The organism is Ferdinandcohnia sp. QZ13 (assembly GCF_031324165.1).
Taxonomy (GTDB): Bacteria; Bacillota; Bacilli; order Bacillales; family Bacillaceae_L; genus Ferdinandcohnia.
Genome location: NZ_JAVIVW010000015.1, coordinates 550,675 through 569,193, shown reverse-complemented (window position 1 = coordinate 569,193; position 18,519 = coordinate 550,675). Strand labels below are relative to the sequence as shown.

General features: G+C 36.5%; 17 protein-coding genes. All 17 read left to right on the top strand.

Annotated features, from left to right (window positions below; translation table 11 throughout):
• Positions 1-33 precede the first annotated feature (33 nt).
• The 17 genes from RGU12_RS16545 to RGU12_RS16465 all read left to right on the top strand — a co-directional run bounded on the left by RGU12_RS16545 (position 34) and on the right by RGU12_RS16465 (position 18,381).
• On the top strand, positions 34-1,335 hold the full coding sequence (locus RGU12_RS16545) for a bifunctional folylpolyglutamate synthase/dihydrofolate synthase (RefSeq protein ID WP_309537040.1): 1,302 nt from the start codon (positions 34-36) through the stop codon (positions 1,333-1,335).
• A 160-nt stretch (positions 1,336-1,495) separates the two neighbouring features.
• Positions 1,496-1,927, top strand: coding sequence for a type IV pilus modification PilV family protein (locus RGU12_RS16540; protein ID WP_309537039.1), 432 nt, complete (start codon positions 1,496-1,498; stop codon positions 1,925-1,927).
• A 5-nt stretch (positions 1,928-1,932) separates the two neighbouring features.
• On the top strand, positions 1,933-2,325 hold the full coding sequence (locus RGU12_RS16535; protein WP_309537038.1) for a prepilin-type N-terminal cleavage/methylation domain-containing protein: 393 nt from the start codon (positions 1,933-1,935) through the stop codon (positions 2,323-2,325).
• Positions 2,326-2,335: 10 nt separating this feature from the next.
• On the top strand, positions 2,336-3,859 hold the full coding sequence (locus tag RGU12_RS16530; protein WP_309537037.1) for a PilX N-terminal domain-containing pilus assembly protein: 1,524 nt from the start codon (positions 2,336-2,338) through the stop codon (positions 3,857-3,859).
• Positions 3,860-4,447: 588 nt separating this feature from the next.
• Complete coding sequence (locus RGU12_RS16525; RefSeq protein ID WP_309537036.1) at positions 4,448-5,758, top strand: G5 domain-containing protein; 1,311 nt, start codon at positions 4,448-4,450, stop codon at positions 5,756-5,758.
• Between the two features lie 14 nt (positions 5,759-5,772).
• Entirely contained in the window at positions 5,773-7,428 is a 1,656-nt protein-coding gene (locus tag RGU12_RS16520; protein WP_309537035.1) for a GspE/PulE family protein, read from the top strand.
• Between the two features lie 13 nt (positions 7,429-7,441).
• The gene (locus RGU12_RS16515) at positions 7,442-8,488 is read left to right on the top strand and encodes a type IV pilus twitching motility protein PilT (RefSeq protein WP_309537034.1); all 1,047 of its coding nucleotides are present in this window, start codon (positions 7,442-7,444) and stop codon (positions 8,486-8,488) included.
• The gene (locus RGU12_RS16510) at positions 8,481-9,686 is read left to right on the top strand and encodes a type II secretion system F family protein (protein ID WP_309537033.1); all 1,206 of its coding nucleotides are present in this window, start codon (positions 8,481-8,483) and stop codon (positions 9,684-9,686) included. Before RGU12_RS16515 ends, RGU12_RS16510 begins: the two co-directional genes overlap by 8 nt.
• A gap of 138 nt (positions 9,687-9,824) precedes the next feature.
• Entirely contained in the window at positions 9,825-10,268 is a 444-nt protein-coding gene (locus RGU12_RS16505; RefSeq protein ID WP_309537032.1) for a type IV pilin protein, read from the top strand.
• A 62-nt stretch (positions 10,269-10,330) separates the two neighbouring features.
• Complete coding sequence (locus tag RGU12_RS16500) at positions 10,331-11,086, top strand: prepilin peptidase (RefSeq protein ID WP_309537031.1); 756 nt, start codon at positions 10,331-10,333, stop codon at positions 11,084-11,086.
• A 10-nt stretch (positions 11,087-11,096) separates the two neighbouring features.
• The gene (gene pilM, locus RGU12_RS16495) at positions 11,097-12,068 is read left to right on the top strand and encodes a type IV pilus biogenesis protein PilM (RefSeq protein WP_309537030.1); all 972 of its coding nucleotides are present in this window, start codon (positions 11,097-11,099) and stop codon (positions 12,066-12,068) included.
• 2 nt (positions 12,069-12,070) lie between these two features.
• Positions 12,071-12,742, top strand: coding sequence for a PilN domain-containing protein (locus tag RGU12_RS16490; RefSeq protein ID WP_309537029.1), 672 nt, complete (start codon positions 12,071-12,073; stop codon positions 12,740-12,742).
• Positions 12,743-12,744: 2 nt separating this feature from the next.
• Entirely contained in the window at positions 12,745-13,533 is a 789-nt protein-coding gene (locus RGU12_RS16485) for a hypothetical protein (RefSeq protein WP_309537028.1), read from the top strand.
• A 25-nt stretch (positions 13,534-13,558) separates the two neighbouring features.
• On the top strand, positions 13,559-14,914 hold the full coding sequence (locus RGU12_RS16480; RefSeq protein WP_309537027.1) for a hypothetical protein: 1,356 nt from the start codon (positions 13,559-13,561) through the stop codon (positions 14,912-14,914).
• 78 nt (positions 14,915-14,992) lie between these two features.
• Positions 14,993-15,805 carry a PRC-barrel domain-containing protein gene (locus tag RGU12_RS16475; protein WP_309537026.1) on the top strand — a complete coding sequence of 271 codons (813 nt, stop codon included), beginning with the start codon at positions 14,993-14,995 and terminating at the stop codon, positions 15,803-15,805.
• A gap of 701 nt (positions 15,806-16,506) precedes the next feature.
• Positions 16,507-17,598 (top strand): hypothetical protein, encoded by a 1,092-nt coding sequence (locus RGU12_RS16470; RefSeq protein ID WP_309537025.1) that lies wholly within the window; start codon positions 16,507-16,509, stop codon positions 17,596-17,598.
• Positions 17,599-17,814: 216 nt separating this feature from the next.
• On the top strand, positions 17,815-18,381 hold the full coding sequence (locus RGU12_RS16465; protein WP_309537024.1) for a Maf family protein: 567 nt from the start codon (positions 17,815-17,817) through the stop codon (positions 18,379-18,381).
• The last annotated feature ends 138 nt before the right edge of the window (positions 18,382-18,519 follow it).

The following is an 18,519-nucleotide window of genomic DNA, read 5'->3' as shown; positions in this document are numbered from 1 at the left end:
TCCTTCATTTTAACTATATTTGGAGGAACGTATATGATACAGACATATGACGAAGCCCTATCTTGGATTCACGGGAGATTAAGACTCGGCATGAAGCCTGGCCTATCCAGAATGGAATGGATGATGGAACGACTTGGTCATCCGCAAGAAAAAATCAAGGCCATTCATGTAGCGGGAACGAACGGGAAGGGATCCACAGTTAGCTACATCCGAAACATGTTACAAGAAGCAGGATATAAAATTGGAACCTTCACTTCTCCTTATATTGAGACCTTTAATGAACGAATCAGTGTAAATGGACAACCTATTTCAGATGATGAAATTGTCTCTCTATTACAGGTGATAAAACCATTAGCGGAAGAGTTGGAGGAGACAGAACTTGGTGGTCCTACTGAATTTGAAGTGATCACGGCAATGGCTCTTTATTATTTTGGGGAAGCTTCCAATATCGACTTTGTGATTATGGAGGTTGGATTAGGAGGGAGACTTGATTCAACAAATGTCATTCATCCTCTAATATCGATTATCACAAGTATCGGCTTTGATCACATGAACATTCTGGGAGACACAATTGAAGAAATTGCAGGCGAAAAAGCGGGAATCATTAAACAACATGTACCTGTTATAACGGCTATTGAACAACCGGAAGCGATTGAAGTAATAAATATTAAAGCAAAAGAAAAAAATAGCCCATTTTATCAACTTGGTCATGATTTCTTTATCCTAGGTCACCAATCAAACGATGGCGAATCTTTTACTGTAAAAACACAGAATAAAACCTTTCAAAATCTGCATATTTCGATGAAAGGTGCTCACCAGGTGAGAAATGCAAGCTTAGCTGTATTGGCAGTTCATATGTTACAAGATAGTGGTGTTGTACAAATAGAAGATCGTCAACTTGTGGCAGGCTTAGAAAAAACGAAATGGATTGGTCGATTTGAAGAAATATCAAAGAATCCACTTGTAATTCTAGATGGTGCCCATAATCCAGAAGGCGTTAACAGTCTTGTTGATACGGTAGAAGCTCATTTGAAAGGGAAAGACATCCACATTATATTTAGTGCTTTAAGCGATAAAAAATTAGACACGATGATTAGGCAACTTGAAAGAATCGCAAAATCCTTAACTTTTACAAGCTTTGACTACCCAAGAGCTGCAACCACAGGAGAACTATTTGAAAATTCATCAGCAGGAGAATCAATAAATACTGTGGATAATTGGCGGGAGGCAGTGGAAGCAGGAGTAGAGCGAGTATCATCGGTAGAAAATGCAGCCCTAATTATTACAGGTTCCCTATATTTTATTTCAGAGGTTAGGGGATATTTATTAAACTGAATAGAGACAAGGCCTATGTGAAATAGATAAGAAGGACTTTCTTATCTATTTTTTTATGAAAAAGACAACATATGACATGGATTTATGTTTTTTTCTTTTCTAAATTATGTATTCAGCCTATAATGGTGCTAAAGAACTATTCGAGAAGGGGGAGTGGAGGATGAAGATAAAGAATCAAAGTGGAATCACCTTAATAGAAGTTCTTGCCTCCATTGTCATACTTTCTTTAATCATTGTTTCAATTGTACCGATGTTCATTCAATCATCTAAAGCAAACAATCTTTCTAAGAGTATTACTGAATCCACGTATCTTGCCGAATCAGAGTTGGAAGAAATAATTCAATTAAATACGAAGTCTGCTTCACCATCCCTAAATGAATTATCAAATCAAATGATAAATAAAGGATACAGCAACGATCCTTCATGTAGCCATTGTTATGGAATGATGAAAGATGAGCGCTATGTATTTGTACAAATAAAGGATAGTTCAACTGACCTAGGGAAGGTTGTTTTAAAAGTATATAGAAATTCGAGTAAACAAAAGCTCGAGTCCCAGATGGAAACAATCTTAACTTGGGAAAAGAGTAGGTGATTTAGATGGAAAAATGTGAGAAGGGTGTAACATTAGTTGAACTTTTAGCTGCCATATCACTTCTGTCAATTATTCTTCTGCTTGCGAGTTCTGTTCACTTATTTGGGCAAAAACAGATGAATACCCAAAAGAATGAAGTACAAATCCAATCACAAGAAAGACTCGCTTCAAGTCTAATTACAAAAGAAATAAGAAAAGCAGCGACGGTTGAAATCAACAACCCCAATGAATTAACCATTAATGGCACGGATGTATACAAACATGAGGGAACTATAATTACGAAAAATAATGAGGAGATTATAACGAATATAAATGGTTTTAAAGTTTCTATGAACGGGAATCAAGTGATTTTAAAAATAGGTGAACTGCCAGAAACCACTATTTATATCCGAGAATAGGCGTGATACTGTGAAAAAACAAACTTCATTTATCCAAAATGAAAAAGGTATTGCTCTTGTCATGGTACTCTTAATTCTAACAGTCATGACAATTTTAGGACTAGCCTTAATGGGACTCACATTAAACAATATGAAAATGAGCTCGGGTGAAAGAACCTACCAATCTACCTATTATATAGCTGAATCTGGCATAACCTATACATTGGATATAGTAAATGACAGTATTGTAAATATCTATAATGGCTCTACCACTAAAGGCGCTTTTTTTGCAGAAATTGATAATATGATTACGGACATAAATAATGAACTACCCTACCGTGATTTTGAAGAAGCTTTTGGCCATATACCAGAGGCGAAAGTAACGATTGAAAAGATTGGGATTAACAATGTGAATGACAGCCATCGAGATTATAAAATTACTTCGATTGGAACAATCGATAATCGGTCCCGGACAGTGGAGAAACAAATCCGCATCTCTTGGGTAGATAAATCAAATATTGAAATTCCAGATACGGCAGTGTTTGTGAAGGAGAAGATTAATTTGTCTGGTGGAGCAAACATTACGGGAGATGTCGGAACCAATTCATCTGCCCCAAGGTCAGTCGTTCTTGAAGGGGGATCCAGTATTTCAGGAACAGTGTATGTTGGTCCAAGTGCTAGAAATGATGTGATAGATACAAATAATAAGGATGTAAATATTCAAGTAGTAAAACTACCCTATGTTAAAATATTCGATTTACCTCAATTTCCTGCTTTTCCGAGCAATTCAATACCAAATAATGTAAGAATTAATAAAGATAACAATAGCCATGATGTCATTTATAACGGATCATTACGCATTAATAGTTGGATTGCCAATAACTATACACTAAAGATGAATAAGGATTTACAATTCAATGAGATTTATCTTACTTCAAATAATACGTTAAATATTGATTTAGGAAGTGCTGATCGAAACATCGTTGTAAATCATTTAAATGTTCCAAATGGAAAAATAAATATAATCGGCACAGGAAAGCTTACCCTTTATGTTACGAATCAGATAACAATGGGGGCTGGTAGTGTTATTAATACAACAAATGATATTGAAAATAATAAAGTGAATGAAGAAGCAAAGCCGGAACTTCTCAAGGGACAAATAAATCAGCTTGATATTTTTTATAAAGGAACTAGTTTAGATATGTCCGGAAACCAAAGAATTTACGGTTCTTTATACGCGCAAAATGCAAATATCACAATGACTGGAGGTTCTGGTTTTCAAGGACATATTATTACGGGTGGTGGAAAAATAGATATTAGTGGAGGAGCTAATGCTATAACACAAGTATTTTATGCGCCAAATTCAAATGTGAATATTACTGGTGGTGGAACTATTAAAGGGAATATCATTTCAAAGACACTTACTATTTCAGGGGGAGGTTCGGTAACTTATATGAACGTTTCAGGTGAGGATGTACCACCCATTTTCGGTGGTGCAACAGAAACCATTTCACCAAAGGATCTTCTTTCGGCGGAACCTACTCGTGAAAAATAAGTTGATGAAATGCATAGAGGGGCGAATCGCTCCTTTTTTTCTGCCAAAAAAAGTGATTTGAGTAAAAAAGTGACGAATTCTAACAAAATAATTGTTTTTATTACAAATTGGCCGTTAATTATCTTTAGTATTTTCCTATTTTCATATAAAATGATAGGAAAAGAATAGGTATATTTTACTATCGAATTTTGAGTGTTTATAAGGTCTTTTTTAAAATCATGTAATTGAATCTAGGAGACAATACAAACGAATCACTTTTAAATAAGGCTCATTTCTAAAAAATTGTTGTTATTAAAACATAGGTGATTTCAGCTCCTGGTACTCGCTTTCCGCGGGCGATCCGCAAGCCTCCTCGTTTCACTGCGGGGTCTCGCTTGGCTCGCTATTCCCGCAGGACGTTGAGTTTGCTTCCTTGAATCTACACCGCACGAAGAAAATGCCTGCATTTTCGAGGATCTCGTACCTTCCGCTGAAATCACAGGGCGCCAATAATTACTATTCCCTTCGCAAGATCATATACAATAACAACAAAATTTACGAAAACAGCCTTAGATAGAGAAGTCAAAAAGAGTTGAAAGGAGCACAACGATGCAGAAATTACATACAGTTAAAATTTTCAGCTTGCTTTTACTTTGTGTTTTACTCCTATCCCTTTTTTCGACTTTTGGAACGAAAACATACCATGCCTTCTTTTCCGGCGATTCATTCAAAGAAGGAACAATGATTGGACCAGTTGATGTATCGGGTCTTAGTGAAGAGAATGCAAGAGCAGCCTTACTATCAGAGATTGAGACCTGGTATGGAATGGGAGACATAACGCTAGTTTCGGGTGATATGAAAAATGCAGTAAATAAACGAGAAATGTTTAGTTTCGATATCCTTGAAAGTGTAAATACAGCAGTTCATGGTACTCAAAACCCTTTGTTAACAGGGGTAAAGGATGAAACGTTAGAAAAAGTTCTTAACGAATTTAGCTCAAAAGATATTAACACAGTTGAGCTTGAAAATGAGATGCTCCTTCTTGCTTCAACTTTACATCCCGGTGCAATTGAGATTAATCTTGTGCAATTTGGCAAAGTTGATGAAAAAAATGTCGTATCTCAAACCGTGATTCGCAATCTTAACGATGAAAGTGAAATCGTAAAATGGGTGAAAGAATTTGGTGTTATACATTTGCCTGCTAACAAGCCATTTTCTTTGCTCTCATTTTTATCGGAAAGCGGAACAACATCTACCTTTTCAAATGAAGCATTAAGTGTGATTGCTACTGGAATATATTCATCTGTTTTATCAACCAATTTTGAAATTGTTGAAAGACATATTAGTGCTCAATTGCCTTATTATGCAACATTCGGTAATGAAGCGATGATTGAAAAAGAAATAAAGGATTTAATGATTTATAATGTTAATCCTTTCGAATATAGACTACTGTTTTCATTAAAAGATCGTGAATTCACGGTGCAGCTTATTGGTCCAGAAATGCAGTCTTCGATACATGTGAAAATCGAAGATGAAGAATCCCTCGAACCTAAGATTATTAAGCAGTATGATAGTACTCTTCCAAAAGGCGAAATGGTCGTCAAACAAAAAGGGACTGCAGGTCAATTTGGTAAAATCTATCGCATCATTCAAAAAGTTGGTGAGGTTGATGAAAAGGTGAAGGTAGCTGAAGACTATTATCCACCTGTTCACACAATCGAAGTCCATAGTATTTTATTTCCGGAACCCCCTCAACCTGAAAAAGATGTAACGGATTTAGACGGAAATCCTGAAACAAACAATGGTTCAAACCGAGAAGAAAATAATCAGGGATCTGGAAATGAAACGGATGAAGATATCGAAAAGGAAAAGATAGATTTATGGGAGGATCCTGATCCATTGCATTTACAAAAATCTTAGGGAGGGGAAAATCTATGCTCAGAGGTCGTAAGCGATTAGGTGATTTGCTTATTGAGGCAGGTCTTTTAACAGAGCAACAATTAAAACAAGCCCTTGAAGATCAATCAGAATCACAAAAACTGGGGGATATTCTTCTTCAAAAAGGGTTTATTACGGAGCAACAATTAATCGAGGTTCTTGAGTTCCAATTAGGTATCCCACATGTGAGTCTATTTCGATACCCAATCGACACATCGTTAACAACACTGATACCAAAAGAAATGGCGAGAAGACACCATTTAATTGCCCTCCGCAAAGATGGGGACAAGCTATTTGTCGCGATGGCAGACCCAATGGATTATTACGCAATTGAAGATTTACGCCTAACGACTGGGTTTCAGATCGAACCCGTCATAGCTTCTAAGGATGAGATATTACGGGCAATCAATAAGTTTTATGATTTAGATGAAGGCGTAAAGGAGCTTTTTGCAGAAGCCCCAACGGAGATTGAAGAAGAAAGAATTACCAATGAGGATTCCCCAGTTGTTAAGTTAGTAAATCAGATCCTACAAAATGCTGTTCAACAGCGTGCCAGTGATATTCATGTCGACCCGCATGAAACAAAGGTTTTACTTCGTTATCGAGTGGACGGTGTGCTCCGTACGGAACGGTCATTACCAAAGAGTATGCAAGGTGTCCTAACAGCACGAATTAAAATTATGGCCAATCTAGATATTACCGAAAGCCGCATCCCGCAGGATGGCCGAATAAAAATAAATCTTGAAGCACATCATATTGACTTACGTGTTTCCACCTTACCGACTGTATTTGGTGAAAAAATTGTAATGAGGGTTCTAGATTTAGGGAGTGCATTAAATAATCTTTCACAATTAGGATTTAATAATGTGAACCTGAAACGATTTAAAAAACTGATACATAACCCAACTGGCATTGTATTAATTACTGGTCCTACCGGATCGGGAAAATCTTCAACTCTTTATGCCGCACTAAATCAGCTTAATTCTGAAGATGTAAATATCATTACAATTGAGGATCCTGTTGAATACCAGTTAGAAGGTATCAATCAAATACAAGTAAATCCAAATGTCGGAATGACATTTGCCAAAGGGCTTCGGGCCATTTTACGACAAGATCCTAATATCATCATGGTTGGAGAGATTCGTGACCAGGAAACAGCAGATGTAGCCGTTCGAGCATCATTAACAGGTCATCTAGTCTTAAGTACTCTCCATACGAACGATTCACTTGGTACAATCACACGCTTAATTGATATGGGCGTTGAACCATTCCTTGTTGCCTCATCGCTTTCAGGCGTGGTTTCACAGCGATTGGTTCGTCGTGTATGTCGAGATTGTGGTCGTTTGCAGGAACCGACTGTTCGTGAGCTTGAAATTTTCGCCAAACGTGGAATTACCATTGAAAAGGTGAACCGAGGTAAAGGCTGCGGAACCTGTAATATGACAGGGTATAAAGGTAGAGTTGCTATCCATGAGTTATTGGTGATTAATGATGACATGAAACGGGCAATTATGAATCGAGAGTCTTACACAACTCTCCGTGAACTAGCTATTAAAAACGGAACCATCTTTTTAATAGACGATGGACTATTAAAAGTCAAACAAGGATTAACAACTACAGAGGAAATATTAAGAGTAACAACTGCTGAATAGGTGGGACGCGTAAATGAAGGATAAAATTAATCAAATATTACATTCAGCACATGAGCATAAAGCTTCTGATATTCATATTACAGCTGGTGTTCCTCCAATCTTTCGTATAAATGGGGATATAAAAAGATACGGAAAAGACATCTTAAAACCACCAGTCATCGAGGAAATAGCGAAAGCGATAGTGCCAGAAGAAATGTGGGACCGTTTTAAACAAAAAGGAGAGTTCGATTTTTCGTATGGCATATCAGGTGTGTCACGATTTCGTGTCAATATCTATATGCAAAGGGGATGTCCGGCTATTGCATTTCGAGTGATACCTACTTCTATTCCGACAATTGAGGATCTTGCACTACCAGAGGTGTTAAAAAAGATTAGTCAAAAGCCACAGGGCTTAATCCTTGTAACAGGTCCAACGGGTAGCGGGAAGTCTACAACTCTTGCTGCGATGATTCAGTACATTAATCAAACGATGAGCAAGCATGTTGTGACATTAGAGGATCCAATCGAATATCTGCATAAGCATGGGATGAGTATTATTGAGCAACGAGAGGTTGGGAGTGATACACAAAATTTTGCAAATGGACTAAGAGCAGCCTTACGACAAGACCCGGACGTCATCCTTGTCGGAGAAATGCGGGACTTAGAAACGACGCAAACGGCTATCACAGCAGCGGAAACCGGTCACCTTGTATTAGGAACCTTACATACAGTGAATGCACCTTCTACCATTGACCGTATCATTGATATGTTTCCATATGCTCAGCAGCCACAAATCAGAATCCAGCTTGCAAATGTGCTAGTAAGTGTCATTTCCCAGAGGTTATTCCCAACTGTCGATAAAAAAGGACGTAAAGCTGCCACTGAGATTTTACTCAATAATTCGGCAGTCGCGAACTTAATTCGAAATGAAAAAAATCACCAGATAAAGAATGTGATGCAAACAAGCCGTTCAGAAGGAATGCATACATTGGAAACTAATCTTTTAGACTTAGTTCGTGCCGGAGTGATTTCAAGAGAAATTGCACAACCTTTTTTACAGGAGTTAAATACAAATGCCTAGATTCAAATACGAAGGTAGAGATAAATTTGGTAAGAAATCCGGTACGATTTCAGGGACCTCTAAGCAAGACGCAGTTAGATCCCTTCACGAAAAAGGAATTCGGGTTATTACGATTAATGAAGTACCAGAAACCTTTTTGACAAAGGATATATCGATTGGACAGCCGGTTAAGCTAAGGGAGTTTGTCATTTTTTTACGACAATTTGCAACTCTCATTAAAGCAGGTGTAACAATTGTAGATTCGATAAATATCTTGGCGCATCAAACGAGCAGTAAGCCACTTCAGAAAGCTCTACTAGAGGTAGGAATAGATTTAAGAGCGGGGATCCCTTTATCTGCTGCAACAGCCAAGCATAAGAGGATTTTCACAACACTTTTTACGAATATGATTCGCGTAGGCGAAGTTGGTGGAAATCTTGATGATACCTTAGAAAATCTTGCCGTTTATTATGAAAAACAGAATAAAACTAGACAAAAGGTGAAGTCAGCAATGGCGTATCCAGCAGTTGTTGGAATTATTGCTGTCGTGGTGGTCATTTTTCTATTAGTTTCAGTTGTTCCAACTTTTGTAGACATGTTTGCGGATTTTGGTGCGGAACTACCCGGTATTACTAAATTTGTTTTAAATTCAAGTGTGTTTATGCAAAAGTTTTGGTGGCTTGTCATCCTTATTGCCCTGTTTATTTATTTGTTTTTTGTCTTCCTTAAGCAAAAACAAGAAACAAGATTATATCTTGATTATGCACTATTAAAAATGCCGATTTTTGGGAAGCTAATACAAAAGGCTGTTCTTGCTCGAATGACAAGAACATTAAGCTCGATGTTGAATAGTTCAGTTCCTATCTTACAAGCTTTAGCAGTAGTTGAAACAATTGTGGAAAATGAAGTGATTGCAAAAGTGGTAAAACAATCTAGGCAGGCTCTTGAACAAGGGAAGTCAATGACGGAGCCGATGAAAAAACATTGGGCATTTCCACCGCTAATTACCCATATGATTGCAATTGGAGAAAGCACAGGCTCATTAGATGAAATGCTTGGTAAGGTGGCTAATTTTTATGAAGACGAAGTAGATAATGCAACAGATCAGTTGAAATCATTGATCGAACCATTAATGATTGTTTTCTTAAGTGGTATTGTTGGGACTATAGTTACAGCTATTTTAGTGCCAATGTTCGATATCTTCAACCAAATTCAATAAAAAGTAAAATAATCCATCATTTTGTAAAGAATTGTTTAAAACTATGTCATTTCAAACAAAATTCTAGTGTTTTCAACAGCATTTGCTATTATAATAAGTAGTATAAATGGACTAGTTCCTATGAAGGAGAGGAAATGAATGCTGAAAAAGTATTTGAAGAATCAAAAAGGATTAACATTAGTTGAATTATTAGCGGTAATTGTTATTTTAGGGATTATTGCAGCGATTGCGGTGCCGACGATAGGGAATGTAATTGAGAAAACTAGATTTGATGCAGTAAGAGCTGATGCTATGCAAGTATTAGATGCTGCTAAACTTAAAGCAGCTAGTGAAGGTGTAAGTGATGCACCTTTTAATAGTACAGAATTAAATACTTATATTAAGGATGTATCAAATTTAACAACATATGAGGTACAGGTTGTATCTGATGCCAGTTATACAATTTCATTTACAACTAAGGAAATTGGTGGAGTAATATATAAAACAAAGAAAAATTTAACTATCAGTGAATTAGATAGTAATGATATATTTCCAAAGGATAAAAAAACAGCTACTAATGCAATAGAGGTTGTAACTAAATAAAAATGCATTATTTTAAGTGTAGCCTAATTTTAGGCTACACTTAATAAAAGGATTGATTAACCTTGAAATACATATTATATCCATATTTGATCATTATAGGATCTACTCTTGGCTCTTTCTTCAACGTCGTAGGCCTTCGCATCCCAGCTGGCGAATCAATCGTTCGTCCTCGTTCAGCATGTCCGACTTGTAAGCACCAGCTTACGGCGATTGAGCTAATTCCTGTATTTTCTTATCTTATTCAAGGGGGAAAGTGCAGAAATTGTAAAACACGCATATCACCGATTTATGCTTCAATTGAGCTTGCCACTGCAATTCTTTTCACGATTTCACCAATGCTGGTGGGATGGTCAAAAGAATTGATCATCGCATGGACCTTGATATCTTTATTAGTCATTATATTTGTTTCCGATCTTACCTACATGATCATCCCAGACAAGGTTTTACTATTCTTTGCTCCAGTATTTCTTGTTGAACGCATTTTCGTTCCACTCAACCCATGGTGGGATATGGTTGTTGGAAGTATCGTTGGATTCCTCCTTCTTTATCTGATTGCGATCGTTAGCAAAGGTGGAATGGGCGGAGGAGATATCAAGCTATATGCTGTACTAGGGATTGCATTAGGTTGGAAGCTAGTGCTTCTTTCATTTTTCCTTGCCACTCTCATTGGGACAGTCCTAGGATTAATTGGGATTGTCATTGGAAAAGTAAAAAAAGGAAAACCAATGCCATTTGGTCCTTCCATTGTCATTGGTACGCTTATCGCTTATTTTTTCGGCCATGAGCTTATCACTTTGTATATCGATTTAATTGGATAGGGGATACATAATGGTTTTGACTCTATTTTCACCAAGTAAAATTGCAAATATTATAATAAAAGATCACGTTATTCGATATGTGGGTGTGAAATGGTCTAACCCTATTACTGTACAAAAGTTTCGTGAAAAGTATTTACCTCCGGGTATTATTCAAGATGGGAGAATTCTTGAAAGAGACACATTGCACTTAATACTAGAAGAATGTGTAACTGAATGGGGGATAAAAAACGCACAAGTTCAGTTCGTTATTCCAGATCCGTTTGTTGTGATCCGAAAAATTTCTATTCCAAATGAAGTAAAGGATGATGAGATTTTAGGATATATTTATTTGGAAATGGGGACAACCATACATCTCCCATTTGATGAGCCTGTGCTCGATTTCAAAGTACTTTCAGAAGATGAAAAGGTAAAAGAGGTTCTTATCTTTGCGGCTCCTGAGGAGGTTGCATTAGAATATTCGTCCATACTGGAAGATGCTTCTTTAAAACCGATCGCAGCCGATATTACACCACTTTGTTTGTATCGACTCTTTCATTTTTGTCAAAAAACAAATGAAGAGGCGCATTTTTTATTACTACAATTTGATTTACAATCTGCCAACTTGAGCATTTTTCATCAGCATATTCCTTTGTTCATGAGACATCTTAATCTGGATACATCGATGGAGGATTGGGACATCAAAGAAAATTCCTCTCATACTCTAGCGGATATAAAATGGAATAGTCATCGTAGTAAATTAGAGGTTCTCATTGATGAAATCATGAAAGAGATTGAACATGTCATGAATTTTTACAGCTTTAATATGACACAGGGGAAAGAACGAATTACAAACATTCTTGTTAGCGGGGATCATCCAAATCTTCCGGACATCTCGTCTACACTTATTGAAAGATATGAAATTCCGGTACATAAAATTGATACATTTGATAAACTGCCTAGACAATATTTTCTACCATTAGGATTAGCTCTTAAAGAGGTGTAAGTATGCTTGTAAATATTAATTTACTTCCAAGAAAAGAATTTATAAACCGAGCAAAATTATTACTCCTCATCATGATGATTAGTGTAGTTTTAATTGGCTGTTTATTATTATTGATTCAGTACAAGAGAGCAACCACACTCGAAGAACAGCTAACAAAGCAAATTAATACTTTACAAGAAACTCGAGAAGCTGAAGAGCAAAAAATTGATTCAGCCAATCAGTCTAATAATTTGATTAACTTAGAAAAAATAGTTGAATGGGCAGACAGTTATTTTGTTGAGACAGTACCGATTTTAAATCATCTAACAACATTGTTACCTGAGCGAGGCTTTGTTCAAAACTTTTCATATACGGAGGATGGAATTGTTACTTTAGAGGTTCAATTTGATACTAATACTGAGAATGCCCATTATTTAGCGTTACTTACTGATTCTCCACTGATCAAATCAGCTCAACTGTTAACCGTTTCGACTACCCCAATCACCGACACTGATGAAGGGACAGATACTTCTACTGAGGTAACTGAGACAAACAATAATGCTAAAGAAAATGAGGCTACAACCGATAATAAAATAGAAACCGAGCAAAATAATAACATATTACCAAGGTACTATGCTCAATATGAAATTATTTTTGACAAGAGTGCCATAAAGTCAATGCAGGAGGGGAAATAGACATGACTCTCCATTTTTCACGTAAACAAATCACTTATTTAGTGCTAGCTATTGTCTTTATAGTAGGAGTTTTTTATTTGACTTATCTCCTTCTAGTAAAACCCGTAAAGCTAAACATTTCGCAATTAGAGAATAGTCTCGAAACAGAACAAAGATTATTAGATGTCATTTCCAATAAACGGCCAAATGAAGTACCAGTAATCAGTTCCACTGAAATTCAAAAGAGAATACCAGTAATTCCGTTAGTGGAACAAATTGTTATGGATGTGCAACGTGCTGAAACATTATCAGAAAGCCGAGTGCTCAGAATGTCCTATAGTGAGAGTGAGTTTACGTTAATCGATGAAACACAACCTGAAGGGCAACAAGAGGCAGCGAATCCTGACAATTCGACGGAAACCAAACAAGAAACAAATGATAATGGTACAGATAAACAGACTGAGGAACGGGAAACAATAGATCCAGAGTTAATTGATGGACTCAACCAAATAACAGTCACGTTACATGTTCAATCACCAAATTTTGAAGAATTGGAAAAATTCCTATCAGCTCTCGAACATCAAACACGCATAACTAGTGTGAATTCATTACGTTTTACAGGTACTCCAGAGCTTGTGTCAGTGGATCAAGTAGTTGAACAGCTTGTGTACGATGTAACCATTTCAACATTTTATATGCCCAAATATACGGAACTTGCTAAAGAGGCACCAAAACTAACCGTTCCACCTCCTAGCAATAAAAAGAATCCATTAGCTCCAGGACTGGAAAAGAAAGACGAGAATAATCAGTAATACAATAGAAAGAGGTGAGAACAGCTTGGAATCCTTTGTAATTGCACTTATATCTCTTTTACTTGTTCTACCTATTATTTATTTTTTACCACTGGGTTTTACTCGGAAGGGAAAATTACTTATTCTTTTTTGTGCATTTATCGTTTTTGTCATTGGAATCATAGGGAAGACGGTGATGAACGTATGGCAAATAGGGTTAGTGTTAATACTGCTAGCAATAGGGTTTTCATATTTAATCGGTAAAAGATTTGGACCACAATTGTTTCTTCATCCAGAAAATGCATCAGGAATAGAAGAAAAGGTCATCAAATTTGAAATTGAAGATGAAGTTGAAGAAGAACTACGTAGTCAAATAAAGATTGAAGAAAACAAGGGTTCAGTAGCTGAGCACAAAGAGGATTCTCCTCCAATGCAAAAGGTTGAGGAGGAAATAGTTGAGGATATTGAAACAACGGACCATCAAAATGAAGATGATGATGATCTTGCATTAGAAAATGTATACGTAGAAACTGAAGAACTTGAAAATACATATGAGATCGATAAAAATGATGAACATCCCGAATCTGCTTTTGATTATTTACTTAAAGAAATCGAAATGGAATTAAATGATAAAAACAGTGAAATTCAAGATCATGCTGAAATGGTTGAGGCTACAGAGGAAACGGAAGAAATACAGCCGATGGAACTAGCTGAACTGGAAGATGAAGACGTAAATATAGCCCCACCAACACTTGAAGATAATCAATTTGATAGTTTACAAGTAACGAATGATGAGGAATCTGATGAGGAACCGAATGAACAAAGTGAAATAGAAGAAATTCCAATGATTACATCAATCGATTATGAAGTAGAAGAGATTGAGGTTGACTCAACGGAAGAAGATGACTTTACGAATGAACAACAAATACATAAAGAACTCGAAAATCAAATAGAAGGCATTACCGAATTAGAAGAGATAGAGGACAGTGAGTCAGACACATCAGAGAACGAACAAAACAACGATTTAGATATTGAAGATGTAAGTACTAATGGTGATGTAAGTACTAATGTAGTGGTTGAAGAGACCGATATTCTAGAAGAACGTGACAATCCAAACGATTTAAGGCAACAGCTTTTTACAACCATGATTTCTCAGATCAAACTATCTAGGAACAAACTAACAACTACTCAATATGAAAAATTGATAGTGGGCCACCTTCATCCGAAATTATCTGATCATGATTATTATACTTTTGTAAGCTTATTAATTGACCATTATATAAAGACTGAGCAATATGACGAATTGTTTACATTAATTTCTCAAAATAAGAGCAGATTTAAGAAATACCCGGTTATTTTACAGGAAATTAACTTTTTATTAGAAGAATATTGCAAAATATGACGAAAAATAGCGGAAAGCATGGTAAAATGAATGGAAAAAGCCGTTGTTTTAAAAATAAATAGGTGTGGTGAATGATTTATGAAAAAAAGTGTTGAGATAGTTGGTTTACCAATCATTAGTATTATAGATGGAATAGAAGTTGGAAAAGTAAAATCATTAGTTATTAACCCTGAAAAGGGCTCAGTTGATTTTCTTACAATTGAACATGAAGATTGGCAGGTAAGTGTTAAAGCGATTCCTTTTAAAAGGGTAGTCGGAATCGGAGAGTACGCTGTTACCATTGAAAGTGAAAGCTCAGTCATTGACCTTAATGAAATTCCAATTGCAAATTCACTAGTAAATAAAAAAATTAAAATAACAAATACAAAAGTAATGACTCGAAAAGGTCAGTTATTAGGAGAAGTCCTTGAATATTATGTTGATGACGAAACAGGAAATTTATTAGGAACATTATTAAATGTTTCTGGTAAAGAAGTTGTCTTAGCATCAGAATTTGTTCTTACATATGGAAAAGACATTATCATTGTTGGAGAGGATGCTTCTTCTAAATTCCTTGATTCAGTAGAGTCGTTAGAAAATCCACAAATAGAGTCTACTGAACACCAACATGATGTCGACATTGAAGAATTACTACCTGAATCAACAGAAACACAAAGTCCATTTGATGAAATTAATGCTTCCATTGATCAACATGAAGAATCTGAAGCAAAGGCATTGCGCTTAAAACAAGTTGATCTTCTTTATGGTAAAGTTGTCACGAAAGATATCCTGGATAGTGAAGGAAATGTAATCATTCCAGCAGGAACTCATTTATCTGTTGACGACATTATTAAAGCTCAAGAAGAAGGTCCAAGTGTATTCGTAGAATTATCCATGAATGTTGAAGAATAGAACCCACAATTAAGTGGGTTTTTTCTTTTGGCTCTATTCTAATAGATTGTTGATTTCAGATATAAAGTGCAAACCTAGTTGATTGGAGCGTAAGGTGGCGACTCCTCGAAAATGCACTCGCATTTTCTTCGTGCGTGGGTTATTTCAAGAAAGAAATTCAAAGTCCTGCGGGAAAAGCGTGAGACTTGAGACCCGCAGAAGCGACAAGTAGAACGAAGCCTAAAAGCGCCACGTCCTGTGGCAACGGCTTCGTGACCTACATCGTGTAGGCCTGAGGAGGCTCAAGCCACGCCCGCGGAAAGCGTCCACCTGAAGCGTAAATCAATGATTAAAACAACAAAGTTTACGAAAACAGCCTTTCTGTTTTATAGAAGTTCCAAAGACACCCTATGTTTTTTATTGTAAGAATTTGACGATAACCTTTAGCAACAAGACGACAAATGTCTTGTTCTTTTTTTTTCTAGGTATGATAGGATTGACAAAAAAGTAGAGCGTTTCAATCAAATACGCTTTGGCGTATTTGCGGCCAGATTTTTTCGAGTATGCTCGAAAATTTCCTTTGAAAATCTGTGGCATCCGCCGGAGGCTTTAACATTATTCAGTCAAAGTTTAATTCGACTGAATTGTTAACCTTTGGCATTCATTCCCCACTTATTTAAAAAGGGGACTACTGCTGAATAATGTTAATAGGTGGTGAAAATATGGACAAGCATAATCGGATTTCGATTAAAATTAATGGTAAGGAGTCAACGATTCAAAAAGAAGAGAAAGAAACAACTGATTTTGTCGAATCTGAAAAACCTCTAATTATCGTAGAAAATGATGAGGTTGCAGCGGCACAAGAGAAAGAGGAGGATGATTTTAGCTGGGTTCTACCTGATGAAAATTTGAAAAATCATTCCTCAAAGGAAAAAGAGATTCCAGTCATTCCAATTGAAGATTTACGACACGGAAAAGGTCCTAGCAAAATGGAGTATATACCGAAAAAGAAAAAAGGGTTTCAGTTATTTTCACTTAAGCAATTCTCCATTTCTATTGTTTTGGCAATTGTCCTTGGCGTCGGATTTGGAATCATGATTTTAAAAATAGTGGAAGATGTCAATGCGGGACCTGTACAAAGTGAGTCCCCATCTCAGCCAACTAATGAAACTCCTCCAACTTCGGGGAAACAGGAGGATACTCCGGATACGCCTGCGAGTAAGCCAGTTGCAATTGATTTAGAGAAGCTATCTATGGGTATCATTCAAGGTGGGAAATTTTCAACTGCTGACTCTGCGAAGACAACTGTGAATGAAATTAAGGACAAGGGCTTTGCGGCGATTGCTGTTGAAATGGAAGGTGCGTATTATGTTATTGCCGGTATTGGAGCTGAACAAAGTTCTGTAAGTGGGATGAAGACGGTATACAAAGAAGCATTTCCTGAATTTTTCCCAAAGACTTATGAAGTCCCTGGTGGGTCCTATGCAAATGCAGGAAAAGTAGACTCTGAGGCAATCAAAGTAGACCTGCCCGTGTTTAAGGAATTAGCATCTCTATCCTCCCAGGCTTTCGGAACGGTAGCAATAGATAATGGACAATGGGAAAATCTTGAGAAACAAATCGTGGGGTTAAAAGAAATCAAGACGGACAACCTACATGAACAACTTCAAAAATTTCATTCAGACATACAGTCTGCCTTTACACAACTGCAGGAATATAAAAATGGTGGCGACCAAAAATCATTATGGCAAACACAGCAATCATTACTAAATGCTTATCAAGCTTATACCGTTTGGATTTCTGAGTTAAGCTAGACAAAATTCAATTTTTTAGTGAAAATGGAAAGGGGATATCTTCTCCTTTTCTTTTTTATGGCTTGATAATTAAAGTTTTTACATAAAAAGGAAGGTTTTCTCAAACAATAGACCATCTGGAAAATTCAATTTTACATAATTGTAGACGGCTGATTTGTTTGTTACGATAAACAGGTATCTTCCATTCTGAAAAAAATAAAAAAGGGTGAAATCAACATGCAACACCTCGTTTTAGCCTCAGGTTCTCCACGACGAAAAGAACTTCTTAGAAATGTGAAACTTTCCTTCGATGTTTCCGTCAGTAATATTGATGAATCCATTGACGAAACTCTCACTCCTGAAGAAAAGGTCATGACGATTGCCTCTAAAAAAGCAAAGGCAATTGCCAAACAATTTCCGGATTCCTATATTCTTGCAGCAGATACAGCTGTTGTGTTTCAAAACCAATTTTTAGGTAAACCTAAAAACGAACAGGAATCTATACATGTTTTAAAAACTTTATCAAATCAAACACATGAAGTCGTAACAGGAGTTGCGATTCTTTTTAAGGACACTCAAAAATTGTTCTTTGAAAGAACAGAAGTGACGTTCTGGGATCTTACAGATGAGGAAATTCAAGCATATGTTGCTTCAGGCGAACCAAAGGATAAAGCAGGTTCATATGGAATTCAAGGACTAGGATCTGCACTCGTAAAACATATTAAAGGTGACTATTTTTCTGTAGTGGGATTGCCTGTATCACGAACCCTTCGTGAACTTAGAGATCTAGGGTTCCATGGCTAAAAATTATCAATACATGAAGTAACAATGCAACTCTTTCACTGTGCTAAAAAGTAGGCTAAATACCATAGTAATTAGTGACTTTACAACCGAGTGGGATCCGAGTATCTAGTACAATGGATAGGAGGAACCTATTTGAAA

What these genes read in the sequence shown, in the direction of transcription:
- RGU12_RS16545 (WP_309537040.1), top strand. Translation starts at nt 34, where the DNA reads ATGATACAGACATATGACGAAGCCCTATCTTGGATTCACGGGAGATTA.
- RGU12_RS16540 (WP_309537039.1), top strand. Translation starts at nt 1,496, where the DNA reads ATGAAGATAAAGAATCAAAGTGGAATCACCTTAATAGAAGTTCTTGCC.
- RGU12_RS16535 (WP_309537038.1), top strand. Translation starts at nt 1,933, where the DNA reads ATGGAAAAATGTGAGAAGGGTGTAACATTAGTTGAACTTTTAGCTGCC.
- RGU12_RS16525 (WP_309537036.1), top strand. Translation starts at nt 4,448, where the DNA reads ATGCAGAAATTACATACAGTTAAAATTTTCAGCTTGCTTTTACTTTGT.
- RGU12_RS16520 (WP_309537035.1), top strand. Translation starts at nt 5,773, where the DNA reads ATGCTCAGAGGTCGTAAGCGATTAGGTGATTTGCTTATTGAGGCAGGT.
- RGU12_RS16515 (WP_309537034.1), top strand. Translation starts at nt 7,442, where the DNA reads ATGAAGGATAAAATTAATCAAATATTACATTCAGCACATGAGCATAAA.
- RGU12_RS16510 (WP_309537033.1), top strand. Translation starts at nt 8,481, where the DNA reads ATGCCTAGATTCAAATACGAAGGTAGAGATAAATTTGGTAAGAAATCC.
- RGU12_RS16505 (WP_309537032.1), top strand. Translation starts at nt 9,825, where the DNA reads ATGCTGAAAAAGTATTTGAAGAATCAAAAAGGATTAACATTAGTTGAA.
- pilM (WP_309537030.1), top strand. Translation starts at nt 11,097, where the DNA reads ATGGTTTTGACTCTATTTTCACCAAGTAAAATTGCAAATATTATAATA.
- RGU12_RS16490 (WP_309537029.1), top strand. Translation starts at nt 12,071, where the DNA reads ATGCTTGTAAATATTAATTTACTTCCAAGAAAAGAATTTATAAACCGA.
- RGU12_RS16485 (WP_309537028.1), top strand. Translation starts at nt 12,745, where the DNA reads ATGACTCTCCATTTTTCACGTAAACAAATCACTTATTTAGTGCTAGCT.
- RGU12_RS16475 (WP_309537026.1), top strand. Translation starts at nt 14,993, where the DNA reads ATGAAAAAAAGTGTTGAGATAGTTGGTTTACCAATCATTAGTATTATA.
- RGU12_RS16470 (WP_309537025.1), top strand. Translation starts at nt 16,507, where the DNA reads ATGGACAAGCATAATCGGATTTCGATTAAAATTAATGGTAAGGAGTCA.
- RGU12_RS16465 (WP_309537024.1), top strand. Translation starts at nt 17,815, where the DNA reads ATGCAACACCTCGTTTTAGCCTCAGGTTCTCCACGACGAAAAGAACTT.